This is a genomic window from Mesorhizobium sp. M0715 (genome assembly GCF_040320355.1).
Taxonomy (GTDB): Bacteria; Pseudomonadota; Alphaproteobacteria; order Rhizobiales; family Rhizobiaceae; genus Mesorhizobium.
Genome location: NZ_JAMYPL010000013.1, coordinates 77,640 through 102,816, shown reverse-complemented (window position 1 = coordinate 102,816; position 25,177 = coordinate 77,640). Strand labels below are relative to the sequence as shown.

General features: G+C 62.8%; 21 protein-coding genes. 14 read left to right on the top strand and 7 right to left on the bottom strand.

The features are described 5' to 3' along the window. Positions 1 to 201 precede the first annotated feature (201 nt). Together NKI21_RS17395 and NKI21_RS17390 are read right to left on the bottom strand one after the other, a co-directional pair. Entirely contained in the window at positions 202 to 798 is a 597-nt protein-coding gene (locus NKI21_RS17395; protein ID WP_023812781.1) for a superoxide dismutase, read from the bottom strand. A 106-nt stretch (positions 799 to 904) separates the two neighbouring features. Then, a complete protein-coding gene (locus NKI21_RS17390) occupies positions 905 to 1,783 on the bottom strand; it encodes a branched-chain amino acid aminotransferase (protein ID WP_023812780.1) in 879 nt (292 codons plus the stop codon). A gap of 157 nt (positions 1,784 to 1,940) precedes the next feature. On the opposite strand from NKI21_RS17390, the gene NKI21_RS17385 reads away from it, so the two are divergent. From NKI21_RS17385 to NKI21_RS17370, 4 genes are all read left to right on the top strand, one after another. Then, entirely contained in the window at positions 1,941 to 2,603 is a 663-nt protein-coding gene (locus NKI21_RS17385; protein ID WP_023812779.1) for a haloacid dehalogenase type II, read from the top strand. A 171-nt stretch (positions 2,604 to 2,774) separates the two neighbouring features. Then, entirely contained in the window at positions 2,775 to 3,599 is an 825-nt protein-coding gene (locus NKI21_RS17380; RefSeq protein WP_023812778.1) for a L,D-transpeptidase, read from the top strand. A gap of 121 nt (positions 3,600 to 3,720) precedes the next feature. Beyond that, the gene (locus NKI21_RS17375; protein ID WP_352441365.1) at positions 3,721 to 4,803 is read left to right on the top strand and encodes an alpha/beta fold hydrolase; all 1,083 of its coding nucleotides are present in this window, start codon (positions 3,721 to 3,723) and stop codon (positions 4,801 to 4,803) included. A 158-nt stretch (positions 4,804 to 4,961) separates the two neighbouring features. Beyond that, positions 4,962 to 6,011, top strand: coding sequence for a class I SAM-dependent methyltransferase (locus NKI21_RS17370; protein ID WP_023812776.1), 1,050 nt, complete (start codon positions 4,962 to 4,964; stop codon positions 6,009 to 6,011). Positions 6,012 to 6,153: 142 nt separating this feature from the next. Here the strand turns inward: NKI21_RS17370 and NKI21_RS17365 are convergent, their stop codons facing one another. Continuing rightward, positions 6,154 to 7,701 carry a helicase HerA-like C-terminal domain-containing protein gene (locus tag NKI21_RS17365; protein ID WP_023812775.1) on the bottom strand — a complete coding sequence of 516 codons (1,548 nt, stop codon included), beginning with the start codon at positions 7,699 to 7,701 and terminating at the stop codon, positions 6,154 to 6,156. A gap of 347 nt (positions 7,702 to 8,048) precedes the next feature. On the opposite strand from NKI21_RS17365, the gene NKI21_RS17360 reads away from it, so the two are divergent. From NKI21_RS17360 to NKI21_RS17345, 4 genes are all read left to right on the top strand, one after another. Next, positions 8,049 to 9,491, top strand: coding sequence for a methylmalonyl-CoA mutase subunit beta (locus tag NKI21_RS17360; RefSeq protein ID WP_352441311.1), 1,443 nt, complete (start codon positions 8,049 to 8,051; stop codon positions 9,489 to 9,491). Beyond that, positions 9,488 to 11,605 carry a methylmalonyl-CoA mutase gene (gene scpA / locus NKI21_RS17355; RefSeq protein WP_352441312.1) on the top strand — a complete coding sequence of 706 codons (2,118 nt, stop codon included), beginning with the start codon at positions 9,488 to 9,490 and terminating at the stop codon, positions 11,603 to 11,605. The genes NKI21_RS17360 and scpA overlap by 4 nt, the downstream gene beginning before the upstream one ends. Before the next feature lie 70 nt (positions 11,606 to 11,675). After that, on the top strand, positions 11,676 to 11,906 hold the full coding sequence (locus tag NKI21_RS17350) for an AbrB/MazE/SpoVT family DNA-binding domain-containing protein (RefSeq protein ID WP_023760503.1): 231 nt from the start codon (positions 11,676 to 11,678) through the stop codon (positions 11,904 to 11,906). Further along, positions 11,903 to 12,289 carry a type II toxin-antitoxin system death-on-curing family toxin gene (locus NKI21_RS17345; RefSeq protein WP_352441313.1) on the top strand — a complete coding sequence of 129 codons (387 nt, stop codon included), beginning with the start codon at positions 11,903 to 11,905 and terminating at the stop codon, positions 12,287 to 12,289. The genes NKI21_RS17350 and NKI21_RS17345 overlap by 4 nt, the downstream gene beginning before the upstream one ends. On the opposite strand, the gene greA is transcribed toward NKI21_RS17345, so the two are convergent. Then, entirely contained in the window at positions 12,286 to 12,759 is a 474-nt protein-coding gene (gene greA / locus NKI21_RS17340) for a transcription elongation factor GreA (protein WP_352441314.1), read from the bottom strand. The two genes, NKI21_RS17345 and greA, sit on opposite strands and share 4 nt — an antisense overlap. Positions 12,760 to 12,880: 121 nt before the next feature. On the opposite strand from greA, the gene NKI21_RS17335 reads away from it, so the two are divergent. Next, the gene (locus NKI21_RS17335) at positions 12,881 to 14,257 is read left to right on the top strand and encodes a TIGR03808 family TAT-translocated repetitive protein (RefSeq protein WP_352441315.1); all 1,377 of its coding nucleotides are present in this window, start codon (positions 12,881 to 12,883) and stop codon (positions 14,255 to 14,257) included. Here NKI21_RS17335 and NKI21_RS17330 read toward each other — a convergent pair. Both NKI21_RS17330 and NKI21_RS17325 read right to left on the bottom strand, forming a co-directional pair. Then, a complete protein-coding gene (locus NKI21_RS17330) occupies positions 14,250 to 15,254 on the bottom strand; it encodes an asparaginase (RefSeq protein ID WP_352866486.1) in 1,005 nt (334 codons plus the stop codon). The two genes, NKI21_RS17335 and NKI21_RS17330, sit on opposite strands and share 8 nt — an antisense overlap. A 25-nt stretch (positions 15,255 to 15,279) precedes the next feature. Then, a complete protein-coding gene (locus NKI21_RS17325; protein ID WP_127292472.1) occupies positions 15,280 to 16,446 on the bottom strand; it encodes an acetyl-CoA acetyltransferase in 1,167 nt (388 codons plus the stop codon). Between the two features lie 200 nt (positions 16,447 to 16,646). Here NKI21_RS17325 and betI point away from each other — a divergent pair, with 200 nt between their 5' ends. Genes betI through betB form a run of 5 tightly spaced genes read left to right on the top strand, consistent with a single transcriptional unit; the run spans position 16,647 to position 22,914 of the window. Beyond that, positions 16,647 to 17,243, top strand: a complete 597-nt coding sequence (gene betI / locus NKI21_RS17320; RefSeq protein WP_352441317.1) for a choline-binding transcriptional repressor BetI — start codon at positions 16,647 to 16,649, stop codon at positions 17,241 to 17,243. Beyond that, positions 17,233 to 18,759 (top strand): choline-sulfatase, encoded by a 1,527-nt coding sequence (betC, locus tag NKI21_RS17315; RefSeq protein WP_352441318.1) that lies wholly within the window; start codon positions 17,233 to 17,235, stop codon positions 18,757 to 18,759. Before betI ends, betC begins: the two co-directional genes overlap by 11 nt. Further along, positions 18,759 to 19,760 carry a threonine/serine dehydratase family protein gene (locus tag NKI21_RS17310; protein WP_352441319.1) on the top strand — a complete coding sequence of 334 codons (1,002 nt, stop codon included), beginning with the start codon at positions 18,759 to 18,761 and terminating at the stop codon, positions 19,758 to 19,760. Before betC ends, NKI21_RS17310 begins: the two co-directional genes overlap by 1 nt. Then, positions 19,753 to 21,405 (top strand): choline dehydrogenase, encoded by a 1,653-nt coding sequence (gene betA, locus NKI21_RS17305; RefSeq protein WP_352441320.1) that lies wholly within the window; start codon positions 19,753 to 19,755, stop codon positions 21,403 to 21,405. Before NKI21_RS17310 ends, betA begins: the two co-directional genes overlap by 8 nt. A 45-nt stretch (positions 21,406 to 21,450) precedes the next feature. After that, positions 21,451 to 22,914, top strand: a complete 1,464-nt coding sequence (gene betB, locus NKI21_RS17300) for a betaine-aldehyde dehydrogenase (RefSeq protein WP_352441321.1) — start codon at positions 21,451 to 21,453, stop codon at positions 22,912 to 22,914. A gap of 23 nt (positions 22,915 to 22,937) precedes the next feature. Here betB and NKI21_RS17295 read toward each other — a convergent pair whose 3' ends face one another. Further along, a complete protein-coding gene (locus tag NKI21_RS17295) occupies positions 22,938 to 25,175 on the bottom strand; it encodes a mannose-1-phosphate guanylyltransferase/mannose-6-phosphate isomerase (protein ID WP_352441322.1) in 2,238 nt (745 codons plus the stop codon). Positions 25,176 to 25,177: the final 2 nt, after the last annotated feature.

Sequence of the window (25,177 nt, the reverse complement as noted above, 5' to 3'; positions counted from 1 at the left end):
AGAAAAGCCCCGCTCGATGAACTGCCCCCCGAAAGTTGGGCATCAACCTTCGGGGGAGCAGTTCATCGCGCGGGGCTTCTCTACGATCGATCAGGACATCAAACGCGCTGTGTTCAAGCGGACTCGAACGACGCGGTTTGAGTCTTTGTTTTCGTGCATGTCGTTATCCCAAAACCGCTGCGCACTTTTGGGCAACATGCATCAGGCCTTTTCGTACAATTCGAGGACATGGTCCCAGTTGATCAGGCTATCGACGAACGCCTCGAGATATTTCGGCCGGGCGTTGCGATAGTCGATGTAATAGGAGTGCTCCCAGACATCGACGCCAAGGATCGGCGACGCGCCATGAACGAGCGGGTTCTCGCCGTTCGGCGTCTTCGAGATCGCCAGCTTGCCATCCTTGACCGAGACCCAGGCCCAGCCGGAACCGAACTGAGTCGTGCCGGCGGCAATGAAGTCGGCCTTGAACTTGTCATAGCCACCAAGATCGCTATCGACTGCCTTCTGCAAGGCGCCCGGCAGCTTGTTGCCGCCGCCGCCTTTCTTCATCCACTTCCAGAAATGGATATGGTTGTAGTGCTGGGCAGCATTGTTGAAGAGGCCGGCATTCTTGCCGAACGACTGCTTGACCACCTCTTCGACCGACAGATCACCCAAGCCGGCCTCGGCGGCGAGCTTGTTTCCGTTATCGACATACGCCTTGTGGTGCTTGTCGTGGTGATATTCCAGCGTCTCTTTCGACATGTAAGGCTGCAAGGCCTCATAGTCGTAAGGCAGAGCGGGCAATTCAAAGGCCATGGATAGTACTCCCTCGTGGAAAAATCCGGTGTCGATACCGGAGTAAGATAGGTCTGGAATGGATTGGGACAACTCCGGATGAAGCGTCGGTCGCCTTTTTATCCGCTCAAGCAGGGGAAGTCGAATGCGCCCAAGCCCAATAGAGTTCGCGCGCCTTTTTGGCCACCGGCCCGGGTTGCAGATTGCGATCCTCGATACGCGTGACCGGCACCACCTTGGAATGGTTCCCGGTCGAAAAAATTTCGTCCGCTTCGAGGAAATCTCGCACCGACAGCGTCTTTTCCGTGGTCCTGAAGCCATATTCGCCGAGCAGCGTTATCGTGCGCGAGCGGGTGATGCCGGACAGGAAGGTGCCGTTCGGCGCAGGCGTAAAGACGTGACCGTCCTTGACCAGGAAGATGTTCGAGGTTCCGGTCTCGGCGACGTTGCCCAGCATGTCGAGCACCATTGCGTTGTCGAAGCCGCGCATCTTGGCTTCGAGAATGGCCCGACCGTTGTTGGGGTAAAGGCAGCCGGCCTTGGCGTTGGTCGGCATGGTTTCGATGGTCGGACGCCGGAACGGCGACACGGTCACCGAAAAGCCAGTCGCCGGAATCATCGGTGATTCATAGAGGCAAAGGCAGAAGCGGGTCGAGGCGGGATCGGCCGGCACGCCCATATAGCCGCCATGCTCGGCCCAGTACATCGGCCTGATATAGACCGCCGTCTTGCCGTCGAACTTCTTCAACCCATCCCATGTCAGCCCGACGATCTTGTCGGCGCTCATGTTCGGCTTCAGGCCGAGCGCGATCGCCGAGGAATTCACCCTGGCGGCATGGAGGTCGAGATCCGGCGCCACGCCTTCGAACCAGCGGCCACCGTCGAACACGCTAGTGCCGAGCCACATGGCGTGGCTGCGCGGCCCCAGAATGGCGACGTTGCCCTCGTGCCAATCACCATCGACGAAAGTCCATGTCGCGGATTGCGCCGCAGCCGCCAGTGTCATCGTGTCGTCCCGCCTCAATCGGTCTCGTGTGACGGCCATTGGAAGATGCTTTGGCGGGCGCCGTCAACCGGCATCATGGAGTTTTGTTGAGGCCAGTGCCGGGGCGCAATGCAATCAAAGCTTGCACCTTGTCGCACCTGCCCTCAAAACTGTTGTCATGCAATACGCCGCCTATGTCTTCGACGCCTATGGCACGCTGTTCGACGTGCATGCCGCCGTGCGCCGTCATGCAGACCGGATCGGGCCGGACGGCCAATTGTTGTCCGAGATCTGGCGCGCCAAGCAGCTCGAATATTCCTGGGTGCGCACGCTGATGGGCGCCTATGCCGATTTCTGGCAACTGACCGAACAGGCGCTCGATTTCGCCTTGCGCAAGGTTCCCTCGGCCGACCCCGGTCTCAAGGCGATATTGCTGGATGCCTACTGGCGGCTGGATTGCTATCCGGAAGTGCCGGCCGTGCTCAAGGCGCTCAAGGCTTCGGGAGCGAGGCTGGCGATTCTGTCAAACGGTTCGCCCGAAATGCTGCAGGCAGCGGTCAAATCCGCCGCGCTCGACCAGGTTCTGGATGACATCTATTCCGTCGACAGGGTGCGGCGCTTCAAGACCGATCCGGCTGTCTACGATATGGTCGCCACCGGCTGGCGCCTCTACCCCGGCGCGGTTTCCTTCCAGTCCTCCAACCGCTGGGACATTGCAGGCGCCACCAAATTCGGCTTTCGCACGGTGTGGATCAACCGTTCCAACCAGCCCGAAGAATACCAGGATTTCCCACCGGCCCTTATCCTGCCGTCGCTCGAAGCCCTTGTGCCCGGCAGCTAGGAGACCTGTGTCTCTGGCGCCACAGTAGCGGCTCGGTCACAGCTTCGCCTTTGTTTGCCCACGTTCGGGCCAGAATCGGAACCGCCTATCGCCCCAGGTGTTGTCAGGCACCCCGCGGAACTGTCGGCGAATTCACGCTTTGTTGCGATTTGAGACTTAAAGAAGGCAACCATGTCCATAACCGAAATCGAATCTTTTCGCCTGAGCCGTCGCGGCTTTCTCAACGCCGCAGCCCTGGGCGCCGCTTCGATCGCGGTTTCCGCATGCGCCACTACCGGGCCGGGCCCGGTCGAGCCGCCGCCGCCAGCCTATGTCGAACCGCCCCTGACCGATTATGTGACGATGTACGCGGCAGTCAGCGACGGCGGCTTCGATTTGCCGGCCATCCCCGTCGACAAGATCGATCCGCAGTTCCTGCGTCAGATCGTTCCCGACCCGACGGGACAGAAGCCGGGAACCATAGTCGTCGATACCACCGGCCACTTCCTTTATCTGGTTCGTCCAGGCGGTCAGGCGATACGCTACGGCGTCGGCCTTGGCCGCGCCGGTTTCGAATGGTCCGGCGACGCCGTCGTTCAGTGGAAGCAGAAATGGCCAAAGTGGACGCCGCCGGACGAAATGATAGCCCGCCAGCCGGAATTGAAGCCCTACAGCGCCGACAATGGCGGCATGCCCGGCGGCCTGAAGAACCCGCTCGGCGCACGCGCGCTCTATCTGTTCCAGGGCAATGTCGACACGCTCTATCGTCTGCACGGCTCGCCTGAATGGCGGTCGATCGGCAAGTCGGTATCGTCAGGCTGCGTGCGTCTGATGAACCAGGACATTATCGACCTCTATGATCGCGTGCCCTCGAAGACGCCGGTCGTCGTGACCAGCGACGCCAGCCAACCCATGGTGGCGACGGCCAACCGACAGGCGATCCCGATCGACGCCGGAGTGCCGGACGGTTCGGTGCTACTTGGACCGGTCAAGGCGATTACCAATTCGATCTTCTGAGCAGGCGAAGGGGCGGCGGTTACGACGCTCCTTCACCGGATTGTCTCTCTGAAACGGAACCGATTCTGCATCGGCGGAGACCGGTCTGTCGCGTGGCGGCCCACTGCGATATTCTGTGGTGATGAAACTCAGCCAGAGCATACGGTTCTGCACGTCCGAGGACGGTACCCGCATCGCTGTCGCATCATGCGGGGAAGGCAAGGTGATCGTTCGGGCGGCGCACTGGCTGAGCCATGTCGATTATGATCTCGAAAGCCCGGTTTGGCGGCCATGGCTCCAGGCCCTTTCGGCCCACAACCAGTTTGTGCGCTACGATCCACGCGGTTGCGGTCTGTCGGATCGCCATGTCGCCGACCTCTCGATCGAAGCGTGGCACGCAGACCTGGACGCCGTGACGGCGACCATCGAGCAGCCAAGTTTCGTTCTGCTCGGTCTTTCGCAAGGCGGCGCTCTCAGCATCGCCTATGCGCTGCGGCATCCTGAGCGGGTGTCGCATCTGGTGCTGCTGAATGCCTACGGCCAGGGTGCGAGAGTTCGAGCGCAGACCGAGGCCGAGCGGTTGGAAGCCGAAACACTCGTCAATTTCGTGCGCATTGGCTGGGGACGCGAAAATCCTGCGTTCTGCCAGTTCTTCACCAACCTTTTCATTCCCAACGGGACACAAGAACAGCACCGCTGGTGGGGCGATCTTGAGCGCGTGACGGCAAGCGCCGACGTAGCCGCCCGCCTGCTCTGGCAGATGCAGGGGATCGACGTCCTCGACCTCGCGGTGAAACTCCGCGTCCCGACGTTGATCGCGCACAGCCGCGGGGACATGCGCGTGCCGTTCGATGAAGGCTGCAAGCTTGCCGCAGCGATCCCTGGAGCGCGCTTCCTGCCGCTTGAAAGCAAGAATCATGTTCTCCTGCCGACCGAGCCAGCCTGGAAGGTGTTCCAGGATGAACTCGATGCCTTCCTCGGACATGAGCGGCCCAGGCAGCCGCGCGCAATCCGAGAGGCCGGCCTGACACCTGCCGAGGCGGCGCTTCTGGATCTGGTCAAACAGGGGCTGGACAACCGCGCGATCGCGCAGCGCTTGAGCAAGAGCGTGAAGACCGTGCGCAATCAACTGTCGATGATTTTCAGCAAGCTCGGCGTCCACAGCCGATCGCAGGCAATCGTGATGACGCTGTCCGACAGAGAGCGAGCGCCCCAGCCCGATTGAGTTCCTCGCAGACCACAAATAAGGGACTTCTGTCCCTATTTGCATTCGCTTTCACTTCCCCCACGGGACTGCTGCATCATGCCCATCATCAGAGGGGGTCTCATCCTCGGAATCGGCGGAGCGACAAGCCGTCGTCCGAAGATCAGGAGGAACCCGACATGACGCAACTCAATGAAACCAGGCTCAATGAATTGGTAGGCCGCGTTCTGGGCGACCTTGGTGGTGCGGTCAGCGTGCCGTTGGTTCGGATCGGAGATGCGCTGGGTCTCTACAAAACGCTCAAGGAAATCGGCCCTGCGAAGGCCAACGAACTTGCCGATGCTGCAGGATGCGCGCGTCGCTACGTTCGCGAATGGCTGTCGGCGCAGGCGGCGTCCGGCTACGTGCACTATGAACATGGACGGTTTTCGCTGACGCCCGAGCAGTCATTCGTATTTGCCGAACCCGACAGCCCGGTCCATCTGATTGGCGGTTTCGACACCGCGGCTGCTATGGTCGAGAACCAGCCAAAAGTGGAATCGGCTTTCAGGACCGGGCGAGGCGTTGCCTGGGGCGATCAGGCAGGGTGTCTGTTTTGCGCCGTGTCACGTCTGTTTCGGCCGGGTTATGTCAATGCCCTGGTGAAGGACTGGCTGCCGGCGCTTGACGGTGTCGTCGCCACGTTGAAGGCAGGGGCATCGGTGGCCGACGTTGGGTGTGGGCACGGTCTGTCGACGATCCTGATGGCGCAGGCCTTCCCCGCCTCCCGCTTCATAGGTTACGACTTCCATCCGGCCTCGATTGCCGCCGCGACCGCGCATGCCCGGTCGTACGGACTGACGAACCTGAATTTCGAGGTCGGCCGGGCGCAAGATTTTGGCGGGCGTGGCTTCGATCTGATCACCTGCTTCGACTGCCTGCACGATATGGGCGACCCAAAGGCCGCGGCGGTGCATATTCGCAAATCGCTAAAAGAGGGCGGCACCTGGATGATCGTCGAACCCATGGCGGGAGATACTCTGGAGGAAAATATCAATCCGGTCGGACGGCTGTACTACTCGGCCTCGACGATGATCTGCGTTCCCACATCACTGGCACAGGAGACGGGCCTCGCGCTCGGAGCTCAAGCAGGAGAGAACCGGCTGACGGAAGTGATCCGGTCGGGTGGGTTCTCTCGTGTCCGGCGGGCTGCCCAGACCCCACTCAACATGGTGCTCGAAGCGACCTGACGCAGAAAAGGTCGGTTCGGGCCCTCCTCGAACCGGCCAACCAACGTCTGTCCGCCAAAACCGGCTCAATGCCGCCTATCCGATGCGGCTTCAAGCCACGGGCATTTCGCCAAAGCGGATGCCTCTGCCTCAGATCCGAAGCTCACCGCCCCCTGGAAAGACTGCCCAATATCCCGCGCACGATTGCCCTTCCGACCGACGAGCCGACCGAGCGCACCACCGACTTGATCGCCGCCTCGGCCACCGTCTGGCGGTTGGACGGGCGCGGTGCAGATGTGCGCCTGCCACCCGATTGCGGCGCGGGATCGTCATTGCCGAAGCCCGGAATGGTCCAGCGCGAGCCGCCGCTGCCGGCCTGCTGGGCCTGCTCTTCGGCATCCTGCGCGTCCTTGGCCTTTTTTTGCAGCATTTCGAAAGCCGATTCGCGGTCGACGGCCTGATCGTACTGGCCGGCGACCGGGCTTTCCTGGATCAGCTTTTGCCGCTCAGCGGCAGTTATGGGTCCAAGCCGCGAGGATGGCGGGCGGATAAGCGTCCGCTGCACCATGGACGGAACACCCTTGGCCTCCAGCGTCGAGACCAGCGCTTCGCCTGTGGCAAGCTGGGTAATGGCGGTCATGCAGTCAAAATCGGGATTTGGCCGGAACGTCTCGGCTGCCGTCCGGACTGCCTGCTGCTCACGCGGCGTATAGGCGCGCAGCGCGTGCTGGACGCGATTGCCGAGCTGGGCCAGGACTTTTTCAGGGATATCCAAAGGGTTCTGCGTGACGAAATAGACGCCGACGCCTTTCGAGCGGATCAGTCGGACCACTTGTTCGACGCGATCGATCAGCACCTTGGGTGCTTCGTCGAACAGAAGATGCGCCTCGTCGAAAAAGAACACCAGCTTCGGCTTGTCGGGGTCGCCGACTTCCGGCAGCACCTCGAACAGTTCCGACATCAGCCATAGCAGGAAGGTCGCGTAGAGCCGCGGATTCATCATCAGCTTGTCGGCGGCAAGCACGCTGATGGCCCCGCGTCCGTCGCGGGTGGTGCGCATGATATCGGCGATACGCAGTGCCGGTTCGCCGAAGAAGTTCGCCGCGCCCTGCTGCTCCAGGACGAGCAGCGTGCGCTGGATCGCCCCGACCGATGGCTTCGTCACGTTGCCGTAGCGTGAGCCGATCTCGTCGGCACGCTCGGCGATGTTGGCCAAGAGCGCCTGCAGGTCCTTCATGTCGAGCAGCAGCAGGCCTTCCTCGTCAGCCAGGCGGAAGGCGATGTTCATGATGCCTTCCTGCGCCTCGGTCAGGTTCATCAGGCGCGATAGCAACAACGGCCCCATTTCCGAGACCGTGGCGCGGATCGGATGACCCTGTTCGCCGAACAAGTCCCAGAAGATGACGGGGAATTCCTGGAAGTCATAAGGATCGAGCTTGACCTGTTCGGCCCGCTTGACGAGGAAATCCTGTGCCGTGCCCATCATCGCGATGCCCGACAGATCCCCCTTGATGTCGGCGCAGAACACAGGCACGCCGGCGTTGGAAAATCCTTCGGCCAGGATCTGCAAGGTGACTGTCTTGCCGGTACCGGTGGCGCCCGTCACCAGGCCATGACGATTCCCATATTGCAGCAACAGCTGCTCGGCACGCTGATAGCTGTCGTCGGGCTTGCGGCTGGCGCCGATGAAAATACTGCTGTCGTCAGCCATATGCACGGTCTCCGCAAACTGATGTGTCTAAAGCCAGTGGCCTTGCCGCAGGTATAGTGAGGCCATTGGACAGCGACAATGCCATTCGTCCAAATCGGGGCCATTCGTCCAAATCGGGGCCATTCGTCCAAATCCGGGCCATTCGTCCAAATCACCCCATTCTTTCAAATCGGGTTTTTGGAGCTTGCGGATTTTGCCGCTGTTTGGCAATCGTCGTCCTCGCGGACTGACCTATATCTGATGGATCGAATCCGGTCTCTGGAAGCGCATTGCATTGCGATATCGGACCGGGGACCGTAGACTGGACCGCTCCCGGCCGGTGCGGCCGCATGAAACGAGGAGGACGGATGGGCGCCGGAGCCTTGATCCAGGACGTGGAACCCGAAAACATCGAGCGCCAGCGATGGCTCGCCTTGGCGGAAAAGGCTTTGGCAGGCGCTTCCTTCGAGGAAAGGCTGGTCTCGCACAGCGACGACAACATCCGTATCGAACCGCTCTACGACCGCAGCACCGCGGCGGAACCGATCGTGCGCGCAAACCCGAAATCGCCATGGATCGTCAGCCAGCGAATCGACGATCCCGACACCAACCGCGCCAGAAGCCAAGCGCTGGAGGATGTGGCACAGGGTGCCACGGGATTGTCGCTGGTCTTCGAGGGGGCGCCGAACGCGTTCGGATACGGCTTGCCGAGAACGGCGGAGGCGTTGGAGGCGGTGCTGGACGGCATACCGCTCAACCGCATCCAGGTTCGCATCGACGCCCATCCCTGGAGCCGCGCCGTGGCCGACTGGCTGGTCGCTTTCCTGAGCAAGCGGCGGTCGGACCCGGCAAAGCTCAACCTCTCCTTCGGCATCGATCCAGCGGCGATCTTCGCGGGAACCGGTCGGCTGCGCATGTCGATCGAGGCGCTGCAGGCCTCCATGCCGCAGTCGCTGGCGCATTTCTTCGCGATGGGCGTTCCGGGCGTGCTGCTGGAAGCTGACGGGCGCGTGTTCCACAATGCCGGCGCCACGGAAGCGCAGGAGCTTGGCATCATGCTGGCTTCGGCTGTCTCCTACCTCAGAATGTTCGAGACGGCGCGGCAGCCGCTTGTCTATGCCGCACCTCATATCGGTTTTGCACTCAGCGTCGACCAGGACCAGTTGCTGTCGATAGCCAAGATGCGGGCGCTGCGCAGGCTCTGGGCGCGGGTGCAGGAGGCTTGTTCGATCCCGACATCCACGGCCAGTATCCATGCCGAGACCTCGTTTCGCATGATGACGGCGATGGACCCGGAGACCAACATCCTGCGCACCACCATTGCATGCTTTGCTGCGGCGTGCGGCGGCGCCGATTCGATCTCCATCCTGCCGCACACGATCGCGCATGGTCTGCCGGCGGGTTTTGCACGTCGTGTTGCCCGCAACACGCAGCTGATCATGGCCAATGAAAGCCATATCGATCATGTCGCCGATCCCGCCTATGGTTCCGGCGCTGTCGAGGCGCTGACCATGGAATTGTGCGAGCTGGCCTGGGCGGAATTGCAGACGATCGAAGCCGAGGGCGGTGTCCTGTCCAGCCTTCAGGACGGACACATCCAGAAGCGCGTCCACGCAGCGGCGGAGCAGCGCAATGCAGCCTACCGCACAGGTGAACGGGCCATCATCGGCACCACGCTCTATCCATCAAAAGACGAACGCCCGGTCGAGACGCTGGCGGCGGAACGGCGACCGGCCTTCACCGAAGGCGTTGCCGTCTGCGAGCCGCTGTTTCCAGTCCGCATCGACCAATCGATCGGAGCCGGCTCTTGATCCCGGACTTCGGCCAGATCGGCTGGATCCCGCCACGCCGCACGCCTGTCGAGGTCAAAGGCCAGCGGACCACGCCGGAAGGGCTCATTGCCAAGCATCTGTACAATCAAAGCGATCTCAAGGGGCTGCCGCATCTCGACACCTATCCCGGCCTGCCGCCCTTCGTGCGCGGCCCCTACCCGACCATGTATGTCCAGCAGCCCTGGACGATCCGGCAATATGCCGGTTTCTCGACGGCCGAAGATTCCAACGCTTTTTACCGACGCAACCTTGCCGCCGGCCAGAAAGGGCTGTCGGTCGCCTTCGATCTCGCCACGCATCGCGGCTATGACAGCGATCATCCGCGCGTTGCCGGCGATGTCGGCATGGCGGGCGTCGCCATCGATTCCATCCTCGACATGCGGCAGCTCTTCGACGGCATTCCGCTCGACGAGATGACGGTATCGATGACGATGAACGGCGCGGTGCTGCCGATCATGGCGCTTTACATCGTCGCTGCGGAAGAACAAGGCGTTGCGCAGAAGGATCTCGCCGGGACCATTCAGAACGACATTTTGAAGGAATTCATGGTCCGCAACACCTACATCTATCCGCCGAAACCTTCGATGCGGATCGTGTCGGACATCTTCTCATACACATCGAAGAACATGCCGAAGTTCAATTCGATATCGATCTCCGGCTATCACATGCAGGAGGCCGGCGCGACGGCCGACCTTGAGCTCGCCTACACGATCGCCGATGGCATCGAGTATGCCCGCGCCGGCGTCGCGGCGGGCCTCGACATCGACCGCTTTGCGCCTCGCCTGTCCTTCTTCTGGGCCATCGGCATGAATTTCTTCATGGAAGTCGCCAAGCTGCGGGCTGCGCGCCTGTTGTGGGCGACCCTGATGCAGAAGAATTTTTCGCCCAAGGACGAGCGCTCGCTGTCGCTGCGCACCCATTGCCAGACTTCTGGCTGGTCGCTGACGGCGCAGGATCCCTACAACAACATCATCCGCACCATGATCGAGGCGATGGCTGCAACGCAGGGCCATACCCAGTCGCTGCACACCAATTCCTTCGACGAGGCGATGGCGCTGCCGACCGACCATTCGGCGCGGATCGCCCGCAACACGCAGCTCATCCTGCAAAAGGAATCCGGCACCACGCGCATCATCGACCCGTGGGGCGGTTCGGCCTATCTCGAACGGCTGACGCATGATCTGGCGGCGCGCGCCCTTGCCCATATCGAGGAGGTCGAGGCGCTCGGCGGCATGGCCGCGGCGACCGAACAGGGCATACCCAAGCTGCGCATCGAGGAAGCCGCCGCACGCACGCAGGCGCGCATCGATTCCGGCGAGCAGATGCTGGTCGGCGTCAATGCCCATCGGCCCGAGACCGACATCGAGGTCGACGTGCTGAAGATCGACAATGCCGAAGTCAGGGCGCGGCAATTGTCGAAGCTGCAACGGCTGAAGGGCACGCGCGACGTCGCCGCCGTCGAAAGCGCGCTCGATGCGCTGACCCGCGCTGCGCAGGGCAACGAAAACCTGCTGGAGTTCGCCATCCTAGCCGCGCGCGCCAATGCCACGGTCGGTGAGATTTCATTCGCGTTGGAAAGAGCCTTTGGGCGCCACGTCGCCACGGTGCAGACCATTTCGGGGGTCTATCGCAAGGCGCTTGGCGATCATCCCGTGGTCGAGGGTCTGCAGGACAAGCTTGACGCCTTCGAGAAGAAGACCGGCGGCAAGCCGCGCATCCTGGTCGCCAAGATGGGTCAGGACGGCCACGACCGTGGCCAGAAGGTCATCGCCACGGCCTTCGCCGATCTCGGCTTCGACGTCACCGTCGGCGCGATGTTCCAGACACCCGATGAGATCGCCAGGCTGGCGGTCGCACAGGACGTCCACATCGTCGGCGCCTCGTCGCTGGCGGCGGGACATCTGACGCTGATCCCCGAACTGCGCGACGCGCTGAAAAAGCTCGGCCGCGGCGACATGCTGATCGTCGCCGGCGGCGTCATCCCGCCGCAGGACTACGACGCGGTGCGGCAGGCGGGAGCTGCCGAGATCTTCCCGCCGGGCACGGTCATACCGGAAGCAGCGGATCGCCTGCTGGACCGGCTGCTGGCCTAGACTTGTTATAATATCTGTTGCAACTTCTCGCCGGTCGAGTTATAATCTGCGTTGCAACAGGATATCTGTCATGAACACGACCATTCGCAAGATCGGCAATTCCGAGGGTGTGATCCTGCCCAAGGAGTTGCTCGATCGTCTGAACATGAAGGCAGGCGACAGCATCGTCATCGTTCAGGAAGGTGAAGAGCTTCGTTTGCGTCGCACCGAAGACAGCGCCGAGGAATTCGAGCGTAAGATGAAGATCGCACGCGAGCGGATGAAAAAGTACGAGGTTGCCTACCGTGCGCTCGCGAAATGACCGAGCATCATTTGAGGGAGTTCGTGGAGTCGCTTCACGCTGAGCAGTTGCGCCTGCACGGCGGGGCGGCAGGCATACGTGATGAAGGCATGCTGGAGTCGGCGCTCTCCCGTCCACAGCAGCGAGAGATTTATGGCGATCCGGATCTTTGCGAACTGGCGGCGGCATACCTGTTCGGCATCGCCAAAAATCATCCGTTCGTTGACGGCAACAAACGTACTGCCTTTGCAGCGGCCGATCTGTTTCTTTATTTCAACGGATTGAGCGTCGAGGCCGACCAGCAGGACGTCATTCAACTGGTCTTGATGGTCGCTGCTGGCGAGATCGATGAAACTGGAGCCGCGGCTTTCTTCCGCGACCATGTCGTCAAGCTCGAGGATTAGCTCTCGGACAGCTTGACGATTTCCCATTCCTTGCCGTTGACGCTGGCCAAGTCGCCGACCTTCTTGCCGAACAGGGCCATGGCCATCGGCGAAACATGCGAAATGCTACCCTTGGCCGGATCGGCTTCGTCCTCGCCGACAATTTTCCAGTGCACCTTCCTGCCGTCGTCGCCTTCGATCGTGACGCCCATGCCGAAGCGCACCACGTCGCTGCCCGGCTCCGGTGCGGAGAGTTCGGCGCTTTCACGCCGGGCGGTCCAATAGCGCAGGTCGCGCGACACGACCGCGATGCGCTCGCGGTCGGCTTTGCGCTCGGCCTTCGCCAGTATGTCGCGCAGATCGGCAAGATTCTCGTCGATCATCGCCAGGCCGCGTTCCGTCACCAGATTGCGATGGTGGCTGACTGGCCGTTCACCTACACCGGCAATGGCATTTTCGCTGTCTTCCTCGCGGGTGAAAGCTCTGCTCATTTCCTGAACTTAGGCCCGCAGAGGCTGCTCGACAAGCCATTGTCGCGCGCTCGGCAGGAGAGACAGAACGGCTGGCACGATTCCTGCGATAAGCAGGCTTGAACGCTGGGATTCTGTGCCGATGTTGAACAGACGAACGCTGCTGACCGGGACCGCCGGCTTTGCCGTCATGGGGCTTGCGCTTGGCAAGGCGGTGGCCGCAAACCTGACTGGCATCGAGAAAGCCTCGATCCGCGGCTCGATCAATGCCACCGACCTCGGCGTGCAGCCCGGCACATCAGACGATCAGAGCAAGGCCTTCGCCAAACTCCTGCGTGACGCAAACAGCCGCGACATGCCGATATTCCTGCCGCCCGGCACCTATGTCGTCTCCAATCTTTCGCTGCCCGGCCGCGTGCGTCTTTCCGGCGTGCCGGGCGCGACGCGCATCGTTTACGGCGGTGACGGCCACCTGTTCATGGCCGAACAGGCCGACCATATCGAACTTAGCGGTCTGGTCTTCGATGGTTCGAACCGCACGATGGGCGATTACACGCAAGGGCTGCTCGATCTGCGCCGTATCGCGCACCTCGCCATCGACAATTGCCAGATCACCGGCAGCGGCAAGAACGGACTGGCGCTGGAACATGCGGCGGGCGGGGTCGAGCGCAGCGAGATATCGGGTGCCGCCGATGCCGGCATTTACTCGGTCGAGGCTGGCGGGCTGTCTATCACGGGCAACACCGTCTCCGATTGCGCCAATGGCGGCATCCTCGTGCACCGCTGGCAGGCGGCGGAAGACGGCACCATGGTCACCGGCAACCGCGTCCAACGGATCCAGGCACGCGGCGGCGGAACCGGGCAGAACGGCAACGGCATCAATGCCTTTCGCGCCGGCAATGTCGTCATCTCGGGCAACATCGTCTCGGACTGCGCCTTCTCGGCGATCCGGGCCAACAGCGCCAGCAACCTGCAGATATCGGGCAACACCTGCTCGCGCTCGGGCGAAACGGCGGTCTATTCCGAATTCTCGTTCGAAGGCGCCATCATCAGCAACAACATCGTCGACGGTGCCGCCAACGGCATCTCGATCGTCAATTTCAACGAAGGCGGCCGCATGGGCGTCTGCTCGGGCAACATTGTGCGCAATCTGTCGACCAGCGGCCCCTACCCCGCCGACTCGCCAGGGTTTGGCGTTGGCATCGGCGTCGAAGCCGACACAACCGTTTCCAACAACGTCATCGAGAACACGCCGCTCTATGGCATGCAGATCGGCTGGGGCCCGTACCTGCGCAATGTCGTCGCCACCGGCAACATCATTCGCAAGGCCGGAACCGGGATCGTCGTATCCGTGGTCGAGGGCGCCGGTACGGCCATCATTTCAGACAATGTCATCGACGGTGCGCTGAACGGCGCCATTGTCGGCCAGCGCTGGGCCGAACCGGCGACTGGCGATCTCACGTCATCGGACAATACCGGCTATGCGCATCTGACCGTCGAGCGCAATCACGTCAGTTGAGGGCTGCTGTCGGCCTCAGCGCCCCGACCTTGGCACCGTTGCGGTTTTCGATGGGCGTGTTTGCCAATTCGCTCAGCTTGAACGCCAAGGCCTCGTCGGCGCGCAACAGTTTGGCAAGGACGGCGGCAGCCATGGCTTCACCGGCGCGGCCGGCGCCATCGTCGCATTTGAGCGCGATGCCGAGACCGAGCTCCGGAATTGCGGCACAATGGACGCCCTCGGCGCCGCCTTTGGTGAAAATCCGCCCTGGTGCGGCCTGCATCAGCGCGACGTCTTCGCGGCCGCTGCCGGCAACCAAGAAGGGCTCGGCCATGCAGGCGGAAAGCAGCCGCTTTGCAGCCTTGGCTCGCTCTGGGCCAAAACCTGATGTCGTGGCCATGCGGGCAAAGCCGAGCGCGAAGCTCCTGAGCGGCACCGCATAGGTTGGGATCGAACAGCCATCGATGGCTCGCTGGTCCTCACCATGGACAGCGCCCGTGACCGACTGCATGGCATCGCGCACCATCTCCTGCAGGCCGTGTCCCGGCTTGACATAGCCGCGATGTGCAATGCCGGCGTGGACGCAGCTGCAGAGGAAGCCGGAATGCTTGCCGGAACAATTGTTGTGCAATGCGTTCGGCGAGCCGCCGCCGCGGGCGAGTGCAATCTCAGCATCATGATTGGACGGCCAATGCGTGCCGCATTCGAGAGCCGAACCGTCCAGCCCGGCCTTGGCCAGCATGGATCGCGCCAGTTCGACATGGGCCGGCTCGCCCGAATGGGACGCACAGGCAAGCGCCAGTTCGCGGTTGCCGAAACCATAGGCATCGGCCGCCCCGCTTTCGACCAGCGGCAATGCCTGGATCGCCTTGACCGCCGAGCGCGGAAACACCGGCTTGGCCGTGTCGCCGATCTCCCAGACAGGCTTGCCGTCGCCATCGAAGACCGCGACTGAGCCGCGATGCGCGCTCTCGACGACCGCGCCGCGCAACACTTCGATCAGAACCGGATTTGTCATGAACCCTCCCGTAAATGCGGGCGGTTTATCTGATCCGGTCGAGAATGGAAACGTAGTTGGCCACCGCCGCACCGCCCATGTTGAAGATGCCGCCAAGTTTTGCGCCCGGCACCTGGATGCCGCCGGCCTCGCCGACAAGCTGCATGGCGGTCAAGACATGCATGGACACGCCCGTGGCGCCGATCGGATGGCCCTTGGCCTTCAGCCCGCCGGATGGATTGACCGGCAGGCGACCATCCCTAGCCGTTGTGCCGTCCAGCGCCAGCTTGGCCCCCTCTCCCGGCTTGGCAAGGCCCATCGCCTCATATTCAATCAGTTCGGCAATGGTGAAGCAGTCATGCGTTTCGACGAAGGAGAGATCGTCGAGCGTCACGCCGGCGTTCTTGAGCGCCCGGGTCCAGGCCTGTTCGCAGCCTTCGAAGGTCAGGATGTCGCGCTTCGACATCGGCAGGAAATCCTGCACATGCTCGTTGGCGCGGAAGGCAACGGCACGGCGCATCTTCAGTGCCGTCGCGGTGTCGGCGAGGATAAGGGCGGCAGCGCCATCGGAGACCAGCGAGCAATCGGTGCGCTTCAGCGGGCCGGCAACGAACGGGTTCTTCTCGCTCTCCTGGCGGCAGAACTCATAGCCGAAATCCTTGCGCATCTGCGCATAGGGATTATCGACGCCGTTCTTGTGGTTCTTGGCGGCAATCATGGCCAGCGCATCCGACTGGTCGCCGTAGCGCTGAAAATAGGCCTGCGCGATCTTGCCGAAGACGCCAGCGAAACCCGCCGGTGTCTCGCCGTCCTCGGGCAGATAGGACGCCTTGAGCAGGTTTTTGCCGATCTCCGGCCCCGGCGTTGTCGTCATCTGCTCCGCGCCGACCACCAGCACGATGCGAGCGGCATTCGCGTCGATGGCACGGATGCCCTGGCGGACCGCCGCCGATCCGGTGGCGCAAGCGTTCTCGACGCGCGTCGCCGGCTTGAAGCGCAGCCGGTCGTCGGCCTGCAGCACCAGGCTGGCGGTAAAATCCTGTGCCGAAAAGCCGGCATTGAAGTGGCCGAGCACGATCTCGTCGACCTCGTCGGGACCGATGCCGGCATGGTCGAGCGCGTCCGTAGCGACCTTGACGATGAGGTTCTCGAGCGTTTCGCCCTCGAGCTTGCCGAAGCGCGAATGCGCCCAGCCAACGATGCATGCGGTCATGGCGGTCTCCATCCTTGGCGCCAGCCTAGCATGTGGGCCACGGCGCATTTCGCCTCTATTGTTCAAATATAAACAATCCTGCTCGCCTCGTGAAGGGCTGGGAGCAGACAATCGCTTGGTACAGGCGACGCCAGTGCTGATTTTTTTGTTGATTGACCCGTCAATAAAAAATAATCCTACTCGAAAGGGATCATTGCAAGATGCCGAAAATCGGAATGGAACCGCTGCGCCGCAAGGCGCTTATCGACGCGACGATCTCGGCGATCGGCGAGCGCGGCTCGCTCGACGTGACCATGTCCGAAATCGCCGGGCGCGCAGGGGTTTCGTCGGCCCTTGCCCATCACTATTTCGGCGCCAAGGACGAGCTGCTGCTGGCAACGATGCGCCACATCCTGGCCGAACTGACCGCCGACACGTTGCGCGCCCTTGGTTCGGCCAATACCGCGCGCGAGCGCGTCTCGGCGGTGGTCGCCGTCAACTTCTCCGACATCCAGTTCCAGCCGGAAACCATCGCCGCCTGGCTCGCCTTCTATGTCGAGGCGCAGAAATCATCGGCGTTGCGCCGACTGCTCAGGGTCTATGCGCGGCGACTGCATTCGAACCTGATGAGCGGGCTTGTCGGCATCTTGCCCAGAGCCGAAGCCGACCGCGCCGCCGAAGCGACAGCGGCGATGATCGACGGGCTCTACATCAGGCGGGCGCTGAAAGACGGCGTGCCCGATGCCGCGACCGCGATCGCGCTGGTCGAGGACTATCTCGAAACAAAACTCGGCGAGCGGCGCAAAAGTGACAATTAAGCGAAATTTTCTGATCGTCATGGTCGACCAGCTCAACGGAACCCTGTTTCCGGACGGCCCGGCGGAGTTTCTGCACACACCGCATCTGAAAGCGTTGGCCGCGCGTTCGGCGCGCTTTGCCAACAACTACACGGCCTCGCCGCTCTGCGCGCCAGGGCGTGCTTCGTTCATGAGCGGACAGTTGCCGTCGCGCACCGGCGTCTATGACAATGCGGCCGAATTCGCCTCATCGATCCCCACCTTTGCCCATCATCTGCGCGCCGCCGGCTACTACACCTGCCTGTCGGGCAAAATGCATTTCGTCGGGCCGGACCAGTTGCACGGTTTCGAGGAGCGGCTGACGACCGACATCTACCCTGCCGATTTCGGCTGGACGCCGGACTACCGCAAGCCCGGCGAGCGTATCGACTGGTGGTATCACAATCTGGGCTCGGTGACCGGCGCCGGCGTTGCCGAGATCACCAACCAGATGGAGTATGACGACGAGGTCGTGTTCCTGGCCACACAGAAGCTCTATCAGCTTTCGCGCGAACAGGACGATGCGAGCCATCGGCCCTGGTGCCTCACCGTCTCGCTGTCGCACCCGCACGATCCCTATGTCGCGCGCAAGCAATATTGGGATCTCTATGAGTATTGCCAGGCGCTGGATCCGGAAACCGGGTTCATCGCGCATGACGAGCAGGATGCGCATTCGCAGCGGCTGTACCACGCCAGCGACTATCCTTCTTTCGAGATCACGCCGGAACAGGTGCGTCGTTCGCGGCAGGGCTATTTCGCCAACATCTCCTATGTCGACGACAAGCTGGGCGAGATCCTGGATGTTCTCGAGCGCACCCGCATGGCCGACGACACAATCATCCTGTTCTGCTCGGACCACGGCGACATGCTCGGCGAGCGCGGCCTGTGGTTCAAGATGAGCTTCTTCGAGGGCTCGGCGCGGGTGCCGCTGATGATTGCGGGCAAGGGTGTGCCGGCCGGGCTGATCGAAACGCCGGTTTCCAATCTCGACGTGGCACCGACGCTTTGCGACCTCGCCGGCATCGACATCGCCGCGATCGCGCCGTGGACCGACGGCCAGTCGCTGCTGCCGCTCACCGAGGGCATTGAGCGCACCGCGCCGGTGTTGATGGAGTATGCCGCCGAAGGGTCCAACGCGCCTTTGGTGGCGATCCGCGACGGCAGATACAAATTCGTCCATTGCGAACTCGATCCGCCGCAACTGTTCGATCTCGAAGCCGATCCGCTCGAACGGGACAATCTGGCCGACGACGCGGCCAATGCGGACCTAGTGGCGGTATTCATGGACAAGGTCCAGGCGCGCTGGGACATGGCCGGCTTCGACGCCGCTGTCCGCGAAAGCCAGGCGCGCCGCTGGGTCGTCTATCCGGCGCTGCGCAACGGCGCCTATTACCCCTGGGATTTCCAGCCGCTGCAAAAAGCGTCCGAGCGTTACATGCGCAATCACATGAACCTAGACAATCTCGAAGAGAGCAAAAGGTATCCGCGAGGCGAATGATGTCAGACCTTCTCGTCCCCTCCCTCGACCATCTCAAGCAGGCCTATGCCGTCACATCCCGGGCGACGCAGATCACGCCGCTGCTGGAATCGACGGCACTGGCCCGCGAGACGGGTGCGGCCCGCGTCTTCATCAAGCCGGAATCGCTGCAATGGGCCGGCTCGTTCAAGGTGCGCGGTGCCTATTGGCGGCTGAAGCAGCTTTCAGCTGACGAAGCGAAGAAGGGCGTCGTCGCCTACTCCTCCGGCAATTTCGCGCAAGGGCTGGCGGCCGCCGGCCAAGCGCTTGCCATTCCGGTCACCATCGTCATGCCGATCGACGCACCGGCCGCCAAGCGCGACGCCACGGCAGGCTATGGCGCTCGTGTCGTGCTGACCGACCACGGCGAGCGCGCACGTGAGGAAGTCGCGGCCGCCAAGGCACGCGAGATCGCCGAGACCGAGGGGCTGGCGCTGCTGCATCCATTCGACGATCCGGAGATCGTCGCCGGCCAGGCGGGCGCCGGCCTCGAAGCGCTCGACCAACTCGAAGCCAAAGGTGCCAGCGCTGATCTTTTGTTCTGCTCGGTCGGCGGCGGCGGACTGATCGGCGGCGTTTCGCTTGCCTTCCACTATCTGTCGCCCGCCACTGAGATCATCGGCGTCGAACCGGAAGGTTTCAACGGCATGGGCTCGTCGCTGGCGCATGGCGCCATCGAGACGATGCCAATCGGGCCGAAATCGATCTGCGACGGACTGATGTCGCGACGGCCAGGCGACGCGCCGTTTGCCGCGGTCAAGACCGCGGGTGTTCGCGGCATCACCGTCGACGACGCGTCTGTCCGCCGGGCGATGCGGATCGCGTTCGAGCGCATGAAGCTGGTGCTCGAACCGTCCGGCGCCGCCTCGCTGGCGGCACTGCTCGGCGGCGAGGTGGATGTGGCGGGCAAAACCGTCCTGGTTGTGGCTACCGGCGGCAATGTCTCGCTCGCCGATTTTATGGCGCATATGAACCATGCTTGAAGCGGATTTCGTCATCATCGGCTCCGGCTCGGCCGGCTCGGCCATGGCCTACCGCCTGTCGGAGGACGGCAAGCATTCGGTCATCGTCATCGAATTCGGCGGGACCGATATCGGGCCGCTGATCCAGATGCCGTCGGCACTGTCGATCCCGCTCAACATGAGCCTCTACGACTGGGGCTTTGCCAGCGAGCCGGAGCCGCATCTCGGCGGCCGCGTGCTGGCGACGCCGCGCGGCAAGGTCATCGGCGGCTCGTCTTCGATCAACGGCATGGTCTATGTGCGCGGCCATGCCCGCGACTTCGACCATTGGGCCGAAGAGGGTGCGGCCGGCTGGAGCTTCGCCGACGTGCTCCCCTATTTCAAGCGCATGGAGGACTCGGATGGCGGCGAGGATGGCTGGCGGGGTCACGGCGGTCCGCTGCATGTGCAGCGCGGCTCGCGCCGCAATCCGCTCTACGGCGCCTTCGTCGAGGCCGGACGCCAGGCCGGGTTCGAGCTGACCGACGACTACAATGGTTCCAAGCAGGAAGGGTTTGGGCCGATGGAGCAGACCATCAGCGGCGGCCGCCGCTGGTCGGCGGCATCAGCCTATCTGAAGCCGGCGCTGAAGCGCAAAAATGTGAGTCTGGTCAAGGGCTTTGCGCGGCGGGTGATCATCGAGAATCAACGCGCCATCGGCGTCGAGATCGAAGCTCACAAAAAGATTCAGGTCGTTAAGGCGCGACGTGAGGTGATCGTCGCCGCCTCGTCGATCAATTCGCCCAAGATCCTGATGCTGTCCGGCATCGGCCCGGCCGAGCATTTGCGCGAAAACGGCATTGCCGTGGTGGCCGACAGACCCGGCGTCGGCCGCAACCTGCAGGACCATATGGAGCTCTACATCCAGCAGGAATCATTGCTGCCGATCACGCTCAATTCGGTGCTGAATCCGTTCTCGAAAGCGCTCATCGGCGCGCAGTGGCTGTTCCTCAAGACCGGGCTTGGCGCCACCAACCATTTCGAAGCGGCGGCCTTCGTGCGCTCGCGCGCCGGCGTCGACTACCCCGATATCCAGTACCATTTCATCCCTGCGGCTGTCCGTTATGACGGCAAGGCGGCGGCCAAGTCGCACGGCTTCCAGGCGCATGTCGGGCCGATGCGCTCGAAGTCGCGCGGCTCTGTGACGCTGCGCTCGCCGGACCCGAAATCGAAGCCGGTGATCCACTTCAACTACATGTCGCATCCCGACGACTGGGCGGAGTTCCGCCACTGCATCCGGCTGACGCGCGAGATCTTCGGCCAGTCGGCGTTCGACCCCTATCGGGGCAAGGAAATATCGCCTGGCAGCCACGTGCAGTCGGACGACGATCTCGACATCTTCATCAGGGATCACGCAGAGAGCGCCTACCATCCTTGCGGCACCTGCAAGATGGGCCGCGCCGACGACATGATGAGTGTCGTCGATCCGGAGTGCCGGGTCATCGGCGTCGAAGGATTGCGGGTCGCCGATTCCTCGATCTTCCCGCGCGTCACCAACGGCAATCTCAATGCACCCTCGATCATGACCGGCGAAAAGGCTTCCGACCACATCCTTGGCCGCACGCCGCTGGCGCCGTCCAACCAGGAACCATGGATCAATCCGCGCTGGCAGGTCGCGGATCGATAGGGCATTGTCGAACGGACTTGGTAGCGAATACATCTGGAGAAAACCATGCGCGCCCAGCCCACGGCATCGCACTATGTCAATGGACGCTACATCGAGGACGAAGGCGGCGCGCCGCTGCCGGTCATCTATCCGGCAACCGGTGAGACCATCGCCATGCTACGTTCGGCGACGCCGAACGTGCTGGAGCTCGCCGTCGAGGCAGCGCGGGCGGCGCAGCCCGCTTGGGCGCGGCTGAAACCGGTCGAGCGCGGGCGCATCCTGCGCCGCGCCGCCGACATATTGCGCGCCCGAAATGCCGACCTCGCCCGCATCGAGACGTTGGACACCGGCAAGGCGATCCAGGAAACGCTGGTGGCGGACGCGCCTTCCGCCGCGGACTGCCTTGAATATTTCGGCGGCGCCGTCGCCGCCTACAATGGCGAGTCGGTCGATCTCGGCGGACCCTTCGCCTACACAAGGCGCGAAGCGCTCGGCGTCTGTGTCGGCATCGGCGCCTGGAACTATCCGATCCAGATCGCCGGCTGGAAATCGGCACCGGCACTCGCCATGGGCAATGCCATGGTGTTCAAGCCATCGGAAAACACGCCGCTTTCAGCACTCGCACTGGCGGAGATCTACAGCGAGGCCGGGCTGCCCGACGGCTTGTTCAACGTCGTGCAGGGCTATGGCGATGTCGGCGCCGGGCTTGTCGGCCACGATGTCGTCGCCAAGGTGTCGGTGACCGGTTCGGTGCTGACCGGCCGCAAGGTGCTGTCGCTGGCCGGCTCAAAAATGAAGCACGCGACGATGGAGCTCGGCGGCAAGTCGCCGCTGATCGTGTTCGACGATGCCGACATCGAGAACGCCATTGGCGGCGCCATGCTCGGCAATTTCTATTCGACCGGCCAGATCTGCTCCAACGGCACGCGGGTCTTCGTGCAAAACGGCATTCACGACCGCTTCGTCGAACGCCTTGTCGAGCGGACCAAAAAAATCCGCATCGGCGACCCGCTCGACCCCGAAACCCAGATGGGTCCGCTGGTCTCCAAGGCGCAGCATGACAAGGTGGTCGGCTATATCGAAATCGGCAAGCAGGACGGAGCAACGCTTGCCTGCGGCGGCAACGTGCCGTCGCTGCAGGGTTTCCAAGGCGGATTCTTTGTCGAGCCGACGGTGTTCACCGGCGTCGCCGACACAATGCGCATCGCCCGCGAAGAGATTTTCGGGCCTGTCATGAGCGTGCTGAAGTTCGACGATGAGGACGAGGTGATCGACCGCGCCAACGACACCGAATTCGGCCTTGCCGCCGGCGTCTTCACGCGCGACCTGCCGCGCGCCCACCGCGTCATCGCCGAGTTGCAGGCTGGCACCTGCTGGATCAACGCCTACAATCTGACGCCGGTGGAAATCCCGTTCGGCGGCTTCAAGCAGTCAGGCATCGGACGTGAGAATTCACTGGCGGCACTGGCACTCTATTCGCAGCTGAAGTCGGTGTATGTCGAGACTGGGGATGTAGCGAGCCCGTATTGAGAGGCCGGCCTCTCAATACGGGCTCATCCCTTCTCCACCGTCCCATCAAGATACTGCGTCAGCGCGCAGACCAGATGATAGAAGATGCTGGCAGGAACGTCCGATGCCAGCGAGCGGCCGCGCTCGTCGATGCGATCGATCCACAGGCCGAGCGGCGCCGGGTCGATGTGCCAGCGGAACAGCCGGCCGACGCGCGCTTCGATTTCCGGCTTGAGATCGGGGCCGCCAGAGCCATCCAGCGCGATCGCCGCCTTCACGGCTTCGGCCTGCGGCCAACTGCGGGATATCAGGTCGAGCGGCAGGCCTTGCCTGGAGACGGCGCCATAGGCAAGCCCGGTGGCGCGGTTGAGGCCATTGGCAGTGGCCGACGCGTAAAGTTTTCGGGCAAAGCCGCTCAACTCGGCCTGGCCGCTACGCCCGGCGAAATCTACCAGCAAAGAGGCCCATTCGAAATGGTGGCCGGGCTCGGTCCATGACCCTTTCTCGCCGGTGGAGGGTTTCCATTCGGCATCGAAATACTCGCCAAGCGTCCAGCTTTCCGGATCGAAGAAATGACTGCGGAAGAGGTCGATGATACGTGCCGCGCGCCGCAGATGGGCGCGCTCGCCGGTCGCCTGGTGCCAGGCGAGAAAGGCCTCGAGCAGGTGCATATGCGGGTTGGAGCGGCGCTCGCCTTTGCCGTCCGATGTCTCAAGAAAGCCGGTCATGCGGCTGTCTTCGAGATGCGCATCGAGAAAGGCGAAGGTTTCCTCGCCGAGGCGCAAGGCGTCGGGATTGCCTGACATATGCGCATGCGCCAGTGCCAGGAGCACGCAGGAATGATCGTAGGCATCCTCGGTGGCGTCGGCGACCGAACCGTCGACATTCAGCGTGCGAACCCAGCCGCCTTTGTCGGTGCGGCCCTTGCCGGCCATGAAGGCGATGCCGTGGCTGATCAACCGATCGGCCGGGCCGTCCCAGCCGCGCGCCCGGGCGACGGCGAAAGCATAGACCTGTCTTGCCATGGTGCGCATGCGCTTGGGCTTCATCAACGGCGAGGCGTCCAGGCCGAGCGCTTCGTGAAAGCCGCCATGGCGTTCGTCGACCCCCGATGTCGACCACAGCGGCAAGGTCTCCTGAAACAGCCAGTGATGCACGCGCCGGCGCCAGGCGCCGCTTTCGATGACGCGGTCATGCGCCGGCGTGAACCTGGTTTCCAGGCGACCCGATTTTTCGAGCTGCTCGACGATCTTCTTGACGTGTTGGCTGTGGCTGACCGGGGCGACGAAGGTGGCATCCGATGTCGAAACGATGGCGATATCCTTCATGCCGATCGCCGACAGCAGGCGGCCGTCGCTGCGAATGTAGGAATTCTCGCAATCGATGGCGACGACATCGCCGATGATGACATTGCCCCGGTCGTCTGCGGGGCCGACATCGAGCAGCGACTGCCACGAGCCGAGATCGTTCCAGCGGAAGCCCGCCGGCACCATGGCGATGTCTTTTGCCCGCTCCATGATGGCGTAGTCGATCGAGTTCGACGGAATGGCGGCGTAGAGTTCCAGCGGCATGTAAAGGCCCGACAGATCCGATGTCGCCGCCTTGTAGGCTGCTTCGGTGGCCTGCCAGATATCCGGCTGGAACGCTATGAAGGCGTCACGCATGGTGCTGGCGCGAAACAGGAAGATGCCGGTGTTCCAGTAGAAATTTCCGGCCTTGAGATAGCTCTGCGCAGTCGCAATATCCGGCTTTTCGACGAAGCGCGACACGTCGAAGGTGCCGCCGCTTTCGGCCGCGACCTCGATATAGCCATAGCCGGTCTCTGGTTGCGTCGGCTTGATGCCGAACACCACCAGCCTGCCGACGCGCGCAGCCTCGGTGCCGGCTTCGACGCTCTGCCAAAACTGGCGCGGGGTCGATATCTCATGGTCAGACGGCACCACCAGCACCAGGCTGTCGCCGAACTCGGACAGTGTGCGCAGCGTCGCCAGTGCGACGGCGGCGGCTGTGTTGCGCCCGGTCGGCTCGAACAGCGGACCGCCGCCGGCGAGGTCGAGACCAGCAAGATCGGCGTGAACGCGATCAGCATGGCGCTCCGCGGCGATCAGGAAGATCGGCGTTCCGCCTTCCAGCCGGGCGGTCAGCCGACGCAAGGTCTTGGCCAGCATCGAGCCGTCGCCGGACAGATCGTGGAACTGCTTGGGGTTGTCCTCGCGCGACAGCGGCCACAGCCGCGAGCCGACGCCACCGCTCATGACAAAACTGACGATCCGCTCGGTCATTC